5 protein-coding genes are annotated in these 14,206 nt (G+C 47.4%); all 5 read right to left on the bottom strand.

All coding sequences use genetic code 11. The annotated features are described in order from the left end of the window. Nucleotides 1-5: 5 nt before the first annotated feature. Complete coding sequence (locus tag NQ117_RS20815) at nucleotides 6-770, bottom strand: glycosyltransferase family 2 protein (protein ID WP_258279935.1); 765 nt, start codon at nucleotides 768-770, stop codon at nucleotides 6-8. Then, entirely contained in the window at nucleotides 767-2,146 is a 1,380-nt protein-coding gene (locus NQ117_RS20810; RefSeq protein WP_258279934.1) for a glycosyltransferase family 2 protein, read from the bottom strand. The genes NQ117_RS20815 and NQ117_RS20810 overlap by 4 nt, the downstream gene beginning before the upstream one ends. A gap of 5 nt (nucleotides 2,147-2,151) precedes the next feature. After that, entirely contained in the window at nucleotides 2,152-3,102 is a 951-nt protein-coding gene (locus NQ117_RS20805; RefSeq protein WP_258279933.1) for a glycosyltransferase family 2 protein, read from the bottom strand. A gap of 151 nt (nucleotides 3,103-3,253) precedes the next feature. Then, nucleotides 3,254-12,943 (bottom strand): WIAG-tail domain, encoded by a 9,690-nt coding sequence (locus tag NQ117_RS20800; RefSeq protein ID WP_258279932.1) that lies wholly within the window; start codon nucleotides 12,941-12,943, stop codon nucleotides 3,254-3,256. 43 nt (nucleotides 12,944-12,986) lie between these two features. Beyond that, nucleotides 12,987-14,162, bottom strand: coding sequence for a glycosyltransferase family 4 protein (locus NQ117_RS20795; protein WP_258279931.1), 1,176 nt, complete (start codon nucleotides 14,160-14,162; stop codon nucleotides 12,987-12,989). Nucleotides 14,163-14,206 lie beyond the last annotated feature (44 nt).

Below are 14,206 nucleotides of genomic sequence, written 5' to 3'. Positions count from 1 at the left end.
CCTCCTTAAATGAACTGATGTGGATCTATGTTCCATTTTTCCTTGAAGCGCTCATAACTGCGTGCAATTATTTGATCCAACTGTTCTTGGCCATGCTCTTTGAAGCTATGGCTGCCGTAATGATGAACAAGCGCATCTTCACATACAACGAGTTGGAAGCCATTCATTTTGGCACGTAGACAATAATCATCGTCTTCATAGTGACCAGGACTAAAGCGCTCATCCAAATAGCCAACTCGTTCCATAACAGCACGCTTCATAACGAAACATAGTCCTACAACCCGCTGTACGCGCAGCCATTTGGACGGATCAGGCTTTTGATTCACTCTATAGGCGATATGTTGGAATTGCTCTACCGTATCGTAAGGATGGTGGACTTGCTGCTTGCCACTCGCATAATTAGTTACAGGACCAACGATACCAATTTGAGGTTCTGACATCAGCGCAGCCAACAGTTGGTCCAACCAACGGTGAGCAACAATAACATCGTTATTCAACAAGATGACAACGTCTCCAGAGCTTAAACGCATCCCTGCATTACACGCATATGGAAATCCTGTATTTGATGGCAATGAAATGCACGTAAGCCCTTCCTCTAAACAATACGATAACGTGTGGTCTGTGGAACCGTTATCTACGACAATAATTTCATAGGGTGTATGGGTATAGGTCTTGATTGCTTTAATACAGGAACGAAGCAGCTCGCAACGATTGTATGTTGGTATAACAATACTTGTTAAGGGAGCTTTCTCTTGCAGGAGAGCCATCATTTATTCCTCCTCCAAGCAATATCGGCGCGTACCGATTGTACGGCATTCAATTCGTCTCGCTTCCAATTCCACACGGCTTCCAACGCTTCCATATGGTCACCGATAATAAGCTGGGCTACTGGGTTTCCTATACCAATATTCGTAGTACGCAAACGATTCTGTGTAATTACGTCTACTGCACAAGCTGTTTGCACGTTCAAGCCATGCAGCACAGCCAATGCATGTGCTCTCGGTGGCACACATAACGCTTCATAGCCAATCGTGTGAATCGCTTTACTGCTCAATGCATGGGGAATTGCTGTCATGGAATTCATCGCCAAGTCAGGACGCCCAAGCTCCTGATTAACCCACTGTTTGCAGTAACTAATACCATCCTGCTGTTCGAACCTATCCAAGAAAGGCCGGATATCATTTAGTGCCACATCTACACCAGAAACGACACTCCATAAATAAGCTCCTAGTTGCTCCGCATCTATCATAAAGTCACAATCTGTAAATAATACCGCGTCCACTTGCAGCATCTTAGCCCCTATTGCTCGACCTACATCATGGCCTAACGGCTTTTCAAAATGAACGACAATTGCTTCTGGCAGTGACTTTCTAGCAAGCTCAAACGTTCGATCTACAGAACCGTTCACGACGATGGCAATCTCATCCAACGGTAATCTAGCAAGCTGCTTCAACGTTGCCGCAATGCAATCCTGTTCGTTATAAGCACATAGGACCGCACCCAGCTTCACAGATGTCGGAAGCAGAATAGCGTCTGCGCCAACACCATTACGAATATCCGCATATCCCTCAGCATAACTACGGCCTAGCGCGATTATATCGTCATAGCTTGTATGGGCATCAGGAGTAGATGCAATGCCTTCTAGCTGCAAGGATTGGATAAAACGCTGATTTATTTGGCGTGTAAGCTGCAAAGGAGACAGGTCTCTATCTGATTCCCCCCATTGAACAGCATCTCTATTTCCTGCTGCTCGGAAGGAGTTTTTACTGTACATTAGCTGGCTAACTGCTGACCGCGTTTGCGAAGAGTCCCCTCGATATAATGACAAATCGTCTACTTTTCGTTCTGGACTGAGCGCCTGAGTCAGTCGATCATGACGCTGCTGATTGCTGCGCTTCAAACGCTGCAACGTCTTCGGTAAACGCGACTTTCTTACTGCTCTCGCACCCTGCACACGTCTTAACGTAGGATGTTCTTTGCGTTTTTGACGAGAAGTTCGCCGATCACGACTTTGTTCGGGGGATCGCTTATGCAACCGTAATGGAGACGACTGTGACTTACGCCGCTGCACAGCTGCTGTTCTTCTGCGTTCCCGAATGAAGACGCCTCGCCTCCTAAATCTCCGTTCACTTGCCGATGCCTGCATGCCAATCACCTCACTTGCTGCCGCTGCCGATTCAAGTCTGTTAATCCACCCCGACGGTCTGTATTCTCCAGCAGCCAACGAACAGCTTGCATATGATCGTTGTCCACAACTAGCTTCAATGGATCTGCAGCAGTCGAACTAGCACGGCGCATATTCAGCTTACCTACAGGAATATACGTACAACCTCTCACTTTTAAGCCCTTTTGCAGAGCGATAGCATGGGCTACAGGTGGGGTAGCAAGGTGCTCTACACCTATTATTTGGAGAGCACTGAGACTCAACGCGTGTGGAACAGCTGTCATCGACATTCCACGCAATTCTGAATGCTGAAGCAGTGCGTTCAGTGCATATTTAGCCAATACAACAGGATGTATATCTCTTTGCTGCTGCGGACCAGAATATTGGTTTAATGCTACATCCGCCCCATCTTTTATCGCCTGCACGAATGGTCTTAGTTGCTTAGCAGCAAGCACCATATCTCCATCTATAAATAACAAAATGGAGCCTTTTGCCACTTCTGCACCAGCCTTACGACCGACATCGTGTCCAAGCGCTTGCTTGTATCGCAGCACCTTGGCTCCCGCCCGTTCCGCTAAACGATCCGAGCCATCTGTCGTACCATTGGAAACAACGATAACTTCCGTGTTCGGATGAATACGTCGTGCTTCTAGAACGACGCGGCGAATTGTCTTCCGTTCATTCAAGACAGGTATAATAACAGACACGACTGGATTGTGACGATGAAAATCACGCTCATGTGAGGAATCGTATGTGTCGGCTGTTAAAAGCGGTGGCTGCTTGCCGCTCTTCTTGGCAGCATAACGTACCGTATTTGTACGGTCGCGCTTACGACTTGTACGTTTCAATCGACGCTGCTGTGTGGCTCGTTGCTTACTTCTTAACTTCGCTTGGACACTCCCCCTGCTCCGCTTTCCACGCTTCACCCTAGGCATCATCTTCCTCCTTACATCCTTTATCGTGTATCGCTATCCATATTGTATGGTTATATGCGCACACGGTAACGGCAAGCGTACAGACGACCTTATTTCTCAATGGCAGCACACAAATAGGCTGGATGTGTTATACATCCAGCCTACGTTCGTTCATTTAACCGATCGCAATCCAAGAGAGCTGTCCTTGAGGCGTCGGGCTTATTCTCGTACGAATCAGCTCCACTACGGCATGCGTTGGATACTGTTCTTTAAGGACCGCATAGCACGAAGGGTGATTAGCGGTGACAACGACAACGTATTGACCATCTTCGTAAGCTTCATCGAAGGTCAAGTTCACTTCCAATGTTTCAGAGAAGTTGTCGAACGAAAAAGCAGATTTGCCAAACTGCTGGAGCGGAGCTTTATGCTCGCCTACCGAGTGTACAGCGATGGAAGGAGAAGCAGCCGCCAATTGTCCGGATGATTCCAGGCTCGCAAGTTTTTGTTTGAGCGATTCATCCAACTGATTCCAGCCTACCGCAAGCGGAGCGATTTGCGTCTTCGTTACACTTCCATCTGCCAAGTGAGAGGTTTGAATTGCACCCTCAGTCAACTTTTCGCCGCCAACCGATTGGTCGAGCAGCTTCGTTCCACTCAAATCTTCCAAGTTGAGATGCTTGAATTGAATTGCACCTTGTTGAATATGCTCTGCACCGATAGACTGAGGCTGAATGTGGACGCCTATAATTTCTCCAACCCCAACATGCCGCGCTTTAACAACACAAGGTGATAGATGAGAAGACTGTACCGCTTGAGAACCAATATGCTCACCTGCTACTGCTTCAGCTGCGAGATGAGAGCTGCTAACCACACCATGCTGAATATGACTGCCTGCTACGGATTTATCAGTAAGATGACGCTCCAAGATCGCATGGTTTTGAATATGCCCATCACTAATGCTGTCTACCGCTATACGGTCTCCATCCACTGCCCCCATCGTAATATGATCGCGGATGACAGACAGCTCTTGCAGGTGATAGGAGCGAATGGCTCCATCTGTAATATGCTGTGAAGCCACAGACAATTCCGCAAGGTGATCGCCCTGCACGGATTCAAGCGCCAGCTTGGATGAGATGACACTGAAATCTGCAATAGCATCTGTTTCTACTGCGCCCGTTGTCAAATGCTCAGCTAGCACGGATTGGTTTGCGATATGCTCCGCCTGTATGCTATCAAGAGCTAAATGGGAGGATTGCACATTTCCCTTGGCGATATGAGCCGCTTGCACGCTGCCGTGAGCAAGATGCACGGCCAGCACGTTGCCATGGGCGATTTGCCCTGCTTGCACACTCCCATGTGCAATGTGACCAGCTTGCACGCTGCCATGAGCAAGATGAACAGCGGTCACTGCACTTGGGGCCAACTTGCTTGAACCAACACTCCCCTCTTGTAAATGTTCATTTGCTATCGCTTCTGGCTGAATATGCTGTTTGCTAATAGCATGAACCCGCACATGATCGGAACTGATCAAGCTAGGAGTAAGATGGGATGATTCAATCGACAACGGCCGAATCGCACGGGCAGTAACTGCACCTTCTTGCAAATGATCGGCACTAATGGCAGACGGTGCTACATGCTCTTTCGTTATACTTTGAGGCTGCAAATGCTCATTCTTCACCGATTGATAAGCTAGATGGCGTTCTTCAATAACCGAATCCTGCAAATGTCCTGATTCGATTACGTAAGGAGCAATATGAGCCCCTTGTACAGCCTCCATTGTCATGTGATACTCGCGAATGACACCAGCGGTCAAATGTTCTTGATTAATCGACATCGGCTGAATGTGCGATGCGCGAATGACACCCGTACCAACATGATTAGAGCGAATGACTTCATCTGCCAAATGATCAGACTGTACGGCGCAAACAGACAACTTATCACTCGTGACAGACTTAGGAATAAGTGCACTTGTAGATACCGAGTTCTCACCCAAATGATCCTCACGTATCGAATCAGCTGCCAGATGATCCTCGCCTACAGCACCGAATGCAATTTTTTCCGAGGTAATCGCCTGTTTCTGTACATGCTCAGCAGCAACCGTATTCAGCTGAATATGCTTCGCCTGTATCGAATCAGCTTGCATCTGTTTAGCGCCAATTACTTCATTGGCAAGATGAATGCTCTCTACAGAATGAGGACGAATGGAATGGCTTGTTACCGATCCCTCCTGAAGATGTTCTCCACTAATTGATAAAGGCGAGAGATGTTCTGCCATAATACTGAGCGGTCTTACATGCTCCCCACCTATGACGTGATCTCCGATATGGCGCTCTTCGATCACCATATTTTGCAAATGAACAGCTTGAATGCTCTCAGGGGCAAGATGAATGCCTTTTACTGCTGTTGCAGCCAGATGGCGTGATGTTACAGCGTCCACTTGAAGATGCTCTCCGCCAATACTATCCGTCGCAATCTGTTCACTATCTACTGCTCGGTGGGCAATGTGTTCCCGTAGCACAGACAGTTCTTGCAAGTGCCCTGAACGAATGGCTCCTTCTGCAACATGAATGGAATGAATGGCAGCCCCAGCTAGATGGTCAGCTTGGATGGACCCATGGACCAACTTTTGAGCAGTAATGCTGGCGTCTGTCAGCTTCTCCCCGCTGATTGCACCTTCTGCAATATGCCTGCCTTGTATATTTTCATTCATGATATGGCCACTGCGAATAGAAGTCGGTGCTAGATGCTCCGCATGAACGGATTCAACCGATAGCTTCGCACGTGTTATCGCTCCATCAGCAAGCGATTCACCTTGTATACCAAGATCCTCAATCTGCTTGGATGTAATCGTATGCTCAACCAAATGTTCGCCATTAAGCGTACCATCGAGAATAAAAGAGCCATCTAAGCCTTGATCATCTCCACATAGATGCTCCAACTGGAAGACGCCCGGTTTTAAATGTTCTGGACCTATCGCCTGAGGCTGCAAATGCTCAGCTCGAATCTCACCAGCACCAATATGATGAGCGTTTATCGCGTGTACCGCAAGATGTTCTGCCCGTATCGCTTGAGGGGAAACATGACTGCTTTCAACAGCACCAATCGATAGATGTTCTGGTAAAATCGTATCAGGTGCAACCTTATCACTTGTGACTGAAAAGGCACCAAGCACATAGGACGACACTGCTCCCTCTGCCAAATGCTTGCCTTGTACAGCCTCCAGCCCCATTTTGCTGGAAGTCACTGCTTGATCTTGAAGATGGAGAGAAGTGATCGCATTAGGCCGTACATGTTCAGCGTCAATAATGCTAGGTTGAACATGATCATGGCCTACAGCTGCATGAGCAAGATGAGTGCTATCAATAGAGGAAGGATGAATAGCTCTGGAGGTGACTGCTCCTTCCTGTAAATGCTCCTCCCCGATCACGCCTTCTGTAAGGTGGTCAGTTGCAATGCTATGAAGCTGGATATGCTCGCCTTTAACCGAATTTGGGGTAAGATGGCGCTCCTCGATTACCGCTTCTTTTAAATGTCCTGCATGGACAGAGTCTTGAGCAAGATGGTGACTGTGTATCACTTCTTCTACTAAGTGATGTCCCTGAACAGACAAAGCAGATAAATGCGATGAATCAATGGCTTCAGCCGTTATATGCGCACGTGCTATCGTATCTGCTTGAATATGCTTACCAGATACCGCATCAGGAGTAAGATGGCGAGTGCTAACAGCTTCATTTTGAATGTGCATGCCTGTTACGCTGTCTATGGCGATTCGGTCACTGTCTACAGCTCGATGAGCAATTTTCTCACGGACAACAGAAGATTCGAGAAGATGATTCGAATGAATCGCCTCATCCACAATATGCTGAGACCATACAGCCATATCGGCCAAATGACTAGAACGGACTGCACCAGCAGCCAACTTCGCAGCGCTAACACTCCAATCTGCGAGTGCATCGGTATTTACCGCGCCTTTTGCAAAATGTTCGTTCTGGACACTAGCATCTGCAAGGTGATCCCCCCGAACCGATGAAGGCGCAAGATGCTCAGAATGAACAGCTTCATGCGAAATACTTTCTCGCGTCACCGCTCCAATCGCGAGTGACTCCGATTCAATGCCATAAGGTTCGATCTGCTCGGATGTGATCGTATGATCCGCCAACTGCTGATGCGTTATGGAACGATCATTGATAAAGCTGCCATCCCATTTTTCCGTAAATAAATGCTCTAGCTGGAATACGCCTGGCTTCAGATGTTCTGGACCAATCGACATCGGGCGCATATGCTCCGCTCCGATTTCGCCATCTTGGATATGTTGTGCTAGGACAGATTGTGGTGCAAGATGAGCAGACTTCACAGCCTGAGAAGCGAGATGCTCTTCCTGTATCGATTGAGGTGCAATATGCTCTGACGCTATCCCTTCAAGAGCTACTTTCTCCCCAGTTACAGCTCCAGGGGCGATTGCAGTTGATGACACTGCTGACTCTGCAAGCAAATCACCACGGATCGCGCCGCGAGCAATCTTTTCGGCTGTAACTGCCCCTGCTGACAGCTTTGTTTGTGTAACTGCCTCATCATGAAGATGTTCAGACATAACCGCGAACGATTGCAAATGATGCGGCCCTATCGCTTGAACTTCAATATGATCGCTGCGGACTGCCCCGTTTGCAATATGGGAGGAATCTACGGCTTGCGCTCGCAGCGCACGAGAGTTGACAACGCCGCTGCCTAAATGCTCAGACAGAACCGACTCGTTTCGCAAGTGAGAAGAGTGAATCGACTCTGAAGCAATTTTCAGTCCTGTAATAGCTCCATTCGCAATTCTTTCGTTATCCACACTGTTCGGTTGAAGCATAGCTGTATGGATCGCTTCATCTTGTATATGCTCAGATCCAACTGACTTCAGTGCTAGCTTTTTACTATGAACAGCTCGATTTTGCAGTTTCTCGGACCCAATCGACTCATCCACGACATGTTCCGTACGAATCGCAGATTGCTGGATGTGAGAAGAAGCCACGGATTTCTCTTGCAAATGCTCGGCTGTTACAGCACCATCTAGAATATGGTGTGCATGAATAGCTTGGGATGCGAGCTGTCTAGATCCGACAGCCCCCTCAGCAATATGCTCACCGCTGACTGCATCTGGTACGATATGAACGGCGTTCACGGCACCTTTGCCAAGCTGCTCCGAGCCAACGCTATGCTGGCCTAGCTTATCGCTTGTTACTGCTCCATCCTCAATCAAAGCAGAATGAATCGCTTGAGGCTGAATATGAGCGCTTGCTACGGCTCCCACAGATAAGCTTTCACTTCCTACAGAGCCAGGCCGCAGCTTGTCGCTCGTGATCACATAATCGTTCAAGTGTTCGGTCTGTATGAGCCCCCGCTGCAAATGCTCCCCTTGAACAGAAGCTTCTGCTAAATGATGATGATTGATTTCCCCTTCACCTATATGTTGGGTACGGATCGCAAAGTCTGCAATATGGCGGGATTCAATAACACTATTGCCGATAACCTCAGATTGGATGGACTGATTCATCAAGTGGGAACTGCTGATTGTACGTTTGCCGATTTTCTCCCCATTTACACTGCCATCAGCTAGCTTCTCTGCAATAATGCTGTTATCTTGCAACATGTAGGAGCTTATCGCGTAAGGCTCTATATGTTCACTGCGTATCGACTTCGGTGCTATTTTGTCACTTGTAACAGCATGCTCGCCTAATTTCTCCGTTGAAACTACTTCATCTTGCAGATGCTCGCTGTGAATAATGCCTTCACCAAGATGTCTAGAAACAATAGACATCGGCTGCAAATGCTCACTCATAATTTCCAACGCACCAATATGCTCGCCTTCCACAGCACCTTTGCTAATATGATGGCTCTCAATTGTGTTCTCTGCGATATGGGCTCCACTAACCGATTTCTCAGCAAGCTTACTCTTACTCACAGCACCATCGGCAAGCTTTGTATTATCGATTGCACCATCTTTGATCATATCCGAGCGAATCGAATTGGATTGAATATGAGACTCTTCGATAATTTGCTCATGCAGATGATGTGGAAGTACAACGCCTTCTGTTAGATGTTCTGACGTCACAATGCCTGGCTTCAAATGACGTGCATCGATGAGTTCAGATTGCAGATGAATGGAGCCAATCGCAGAGGGCTGAATATGATCCGCACTTACAGCACCCAAAGCAATATGCTGACGTGCAACACTGCCTGGCTCCAACTGATCGGTTCCTACTGCCTGAGGGGTTAAATGAATGCGATGTATAGACTGCTCTTCAATGGCCTCTGCTTTAATGGATTTCGGAGCATAATGCCTGGCTTCGATTTGTCCGTGTGCAATGTGATCGTTCTGAACGGCGTCGCGCTGGATATGGGCGGTAGATACTGCATCGGACTGGATATGTTCTGTCTTAATCGCTTTCGCTTGAACATGTTCACTGCCAACAGCATGATCCGCAATATGTCTCCTTGCAATCGCCTGATCTGCAACGTGTTCCGTCTTTACAGCTTCTTGCTGTATGTGAATGGACTGTATGGCTTCCTCTACGATATGTCCGCTCGTAATCCCTTGAGGCCTCAGCTTGCTTCCAGCAATGCTCTGATCTGGCCATTGATCACCACTCAATATGTCAGATGCAAGATGCGATGTATTAATGCTGCCTTTTTTAATGTGATAGCCTTGAATGGCATCCACTCTTACATGCTTACCAGAAATCGTTTCTAATGCAATGTGCTTGCTGAGCACAGCATTGGCATTAATTTTATCGGAAGTGATGCTGTTGTCTTGTATGATATCTGCTGATACGGATTGCGGCTGCAATTGCTGTTCACCAATAAGCCGCTCAGTCAAATGACTCTGTTGAATGGAGCCTGGTCCAATGTGCTGCTCCTGTACCGCCTGCTCCCTCAAATGCGTGGAAGATATGCTGCCTTCTCGAATATGTGACTCACTAACGCTATCGAGCTGCAATTGCGCTGCACCGACACTACCTTCAGATAATTGCTGCTCGGTAATCGCCTGTAGTTGAATATGGGAAGTACTTACACTGTTAAGCTGCAAATGCCCGCTGCTAATGGATTCATCTGCGATATGTGGAGAACGAACACTGCCAATCGCCAATTGTTTCGAGAGAATGCTTTGTGGCGCAATCTTTTCCGTCGTAATCGCTTCTGAAGCAATATTGTGCTCCGCTACAGCTCCTGCCTGTAAATGCTCCGTAGCTATAATGCCTGTGGTCAAGTGACTAGACTGAATCGCATGATTACTTACGATGTCACTCGTGACAGCCCCCTCAATAAGATGGGCAGTCTCGATACTGCCTGCGGCAATTTTATCTCCAGTCACGCTTTGCTGAGCGATCTTGCTTGCCGTTACGGCCATATCGCTAATTTTATCTGTAGATACACTTTCTGGCGATAACTTGAGTGAGGTAACGACGTAGTCTGCTAAATGATGAGAGAATACAACACCAGGACCAATATGACGATCTCGAACGACTTGAGGCATCAGCTTGTCGCTAGAAATGCTTTCATTTCTTAGCATGCCTGTATCAATGGATTGGGCGCGGATATGGCTAGAATGGATAGCGTCGGGTGCAATGTGTGTATCAAGAATGGAACCAGATGCGATTGCTTGTGAAGTGACAGAGCTTTGCTGCAAGTGTCGTGATTGTACACTATCATCGGCCAGCTTGGCGGATGTTACGCTCCAATCTGCAAGCTTGTTGCGAGTTACTCCTGCATCGGTTAAATGTTCGGTTACAATAGCGCTCGTCGCAATTTGAGGAGTATGAATAGCACTGTCTTGAATATGTTCGGTAGCTACGGCTCGCTTGTCGATATGATGTGATTGTACCGCTTCGGGAGCAATAATGTATGCAGTAACTGCGCCATCACTCAAGTGTCGCTCATCGATGGACTCATTTTTAATATGCTCACGCCGTATACTATCCTGGCTAATATGTTGGCTTTCTACTGCAGCAGGGGCAATATGTGGAGCCTCAATCGATTGTCTCGCAATATGGCGAGATTGAATGGCTTCTTCTGCTATTTTAGATGGAACGATACTTTGATCAGCTATTTTAGAAGAAGTAATTGCTTGTTCTACAAGCTTGATCGTCGTAACCGCTTGATCGGCTAGTTTGCCGGAGGTAATGGCATGATCGGATACGTTCCAGCTTTGAATTTCTCCTTGGCCGATATGTTCTTGACGAATCGCATATTCTTGCAGGTGTTGAGATTGAATCGCGCCAACTGAGATATGCTGCCCTTGTACGGCGTTTTTTTGGATATTTTGCGCGCTGACTGCTCCCGCGGCCAAATGTTCAGTCAGCACTTGCTCTTCAGCAATATGCCGGCTTTCTACCGTATGATCGGCAATTGCACTGCCTGACACGCTGTTATTCGATAGATGCTCCTTATTAATACTTCCTAGGGCAAGTTTCTCCGCAGTAACTGCACCATCTCTTAACTTAGACGTCGTAACTGATTCTTCTCCAAGCTTGGAAGTATCCACGCTCTCGTTCCCGAGATTCTCGGTATGAATCGAGCCGCTTCGGATTTTATCTGAGGTGATGGAATGATCTTGGATCAGTTCATTCGAAATAATGAGCGCCCGCAAATGTTTCGTGTCAATTGAACCTTCTGCAATTTTAGAGGAGTCAATCGTTTTATCAGCCAGCTTCTCTGATGTTATGCTGCCATCTCGAATCTTCTCGCCTGTAATAGAACGATCCCGAATTTTCCCGCCAGAAATGGCATTGCGAATCAGATGCTCACCTGCGATCGACTCTAGTGCAAGTTTTGATCCCGTCACTGCACCATCTGCTATTTTGATCGCATTTATCGCGTAATCGCGAATCGTATCCGTGTCAACGCTCTCGCGCTTCAGCTTGCTCCCATCGATGGCATGAGGCGCTATTTTCTCCGTGGTTACCGCTTCAGCTGCGATGTCATCTGTGTAAATAAATGCTTTAGAACGCTGAGATCCCCGCTTCTCCGCAATCCACTGCTCTTTATTCGCAGTTTGCCGTTCCTCTTGCACTGAAGTGGTGGAATGAGATTTATCTTCTTGCACAGATGTCGTCTTTTTCCGTGATCCTTTTCCATCCGACTCTACTTCATGATCAGACGACGAAGCCGGTACGGATTGATGTTGCTCTGATTCCGTGTTAGAGTCTGCTGAATCGTCTTCTTGAACAGCCTTCTCTGATTCTCTGCGTCTTGAACGTTCTTGATGTCGATCCTGTGAACGCTTCTGGGATCGATCTTGTTCTGAACGACCGGAAGCAGTGGCTGAAGAGGCTTCTTCCTCTTCCGAGGCCTCCCGTTTTACTCTCCGTTCATTTCGATCATTACGTTCATAACGCTCTCTCCGTTCTCCACCTCTGCCTGCTTCCCGAGATGAAGTTTCCGATTCACGTTCTCCTTCTTCCAACTCCTTATCATCTGCTGATGGAGTTCTATTCCCATGCTCATGCTGCTCATCTTTATCTTGATGGGGGGCGGCAGAAGTGGCTTCCGTTCCTTCTATTCCATCCTCCACAAAAACATGATCGCTTACATCGTCGTGCTCCTCCGTTGCAAATTCATCCGATGAATGGCGACCTGACTTTGCAACGAAACCGTCTTCTTGATCTTCCATCAAATCGATCTCATCCAACTCTGAAGACATACCTGGAAATTCAGCCAAAGCGTTGAGCTTTGCCTGCTTATGTCTCGTGTCCTGCCCTTTTTTCTTCATCATCTTATCCAACATTCCAAGCTCAGATGTATGTGGATTATCAACGTAATAGAGTGGTTTTTTCGGTTTTTGGGCAGTAGGCTGAAGAGGTCGTGTTATTTTCTTCTTCTTCATGAGTTCTCTCCTTTCTTGCGGGCTGCAGTCTAAGCCTAGGGTATCATATGCGGGCTGGTGTACCGCTGTCACTTGCCCGGACCTCATTCATCCAACGCTCTGCTGTATGCTCCCATGTAAAAAGTTGTTCAACACGCTGCACACCCGCACGGCCCATTCGTTCTCGAAGCTCAACATCCTGTAAAAGTCGGGAGACCGCATTGCCTAATTGCAACTTTAACTGGGTAGATGATACGAGAATCCCTGTCTCCTCATCCATAATTACTTCTTGAATCCCCCCTGCCCGTGAAGCAACAATAGGTACGCCTGTTGCCATGGCTTCCACGTTTACGAGACCGAATGCCTCCTTATCAACAGACGGTACAACCACAACATCAGCCATTGCATACCACTTCGGGACATCTTCATGCTGTACATAAGGGATGAACCGAACATGATTGGGGTAACGCCTCCCCCACTGCTCCAATTTGCGCACATATTTCGTCTTACGAGTTGAGCCATAGAAAGCGCTGCCCACTACAACAAACATCGTATTAGGATGCTTTTCCACTAATTGTGGAATGGCTTGCAAAAAATAATGAACTCCTTTTAACGGAATGAGACGTCCTACATACAAGACAACGTGCTTATGCTCCCATCCGTTTGATCGCTTGCCTTCGACATGCGCTGCAGCCCCTTCCAAGCTCCAGCGCGACTTGAACCGCTTTCTATCAACCCCAAGCGGGTTAATTACTATTCGAGAAGAGCATGAGGGAACCAATGCAGCTACTTGGCGGTATAAATAATGACTGTTCACCCAAATCCGATCCACTTTCTGAAACAACTCTGCCAACACATGTCTTGGTACATATTTTGGCGAAATAAACGTTAGCGAATGCAGATTCAACCATATACGTGCATGGGGAAACGCCCGCTGCAGCATGCGTATAAAACGTGGTCTATTTTCAATCTGAATAATATCCGGCTTATAAGTGCGCAACTGGCGTATAACTTGCTTTACATACGCTCGACCGCCTGACGATGAAACTCTCACGCAAGGCACGTCTGCCACATAGCCATTCGAACTTTGCCCAGGCCAACGCCTGCTATAAATAATTGCCTGCATCGAAAATTGAGACAAACTGACTACATGCTCAACGACTCGCTCAACTGAACTGCTGGAACCAGATGGTATAGGAAAAGTACCAGGTGTAATGATAGCTACTCTTGGAATTCGCACAGCACACCTCCTTTCCTCAACAATGTTCATATCGCTCATCTGCA

The organism is Paenibacillus sp. SC116, assembly GCF_024733555.1.
GTDB lineage: Bacteria > Bacillota > Bacilli > Paenibacillales > Paenibacillaceae > Paenibacillus_B.
The sequence above is the reverse complement of the archived record's forward strand: the minus strand, read 5'-3'. Positions and strand labels throughout refer to the sequence as shown.

Excerpts from the sequence above, each read along its gene's own strand:
- NQ117_RS20815 (WP_258279935.1), bottom strand. The coding sequence starts at position 770 with ATGATGGCTCTCCTGCAAGAGAAAGCTCCCTTAACAAGTATTGTTATA.
- NQ117_RS20810 (WP_258279934.1), bottom strand. The coding sequence starts at position 2,146 with ATGCAGGCATCGGCAAGTGAACGGAGATTTAGGAGGCGAGGCGTCTTC.
- NQ117_RS20805 (WP_258279933.1), bottom strand. The coding sequence starts at position 3,102 with ATGATGCCTAGGGTGAAGCGTGGAAAGCGGAGCAGGGGGAGTGTCCAA.
- NQ117_RS20800 (WP_258279932.1), bottom strand. The coding sequence starts at position 12,943 with ATGAAGAAGAAGAAAATAACACGACCTCTTCAGCCTACTGCCCAAAAA.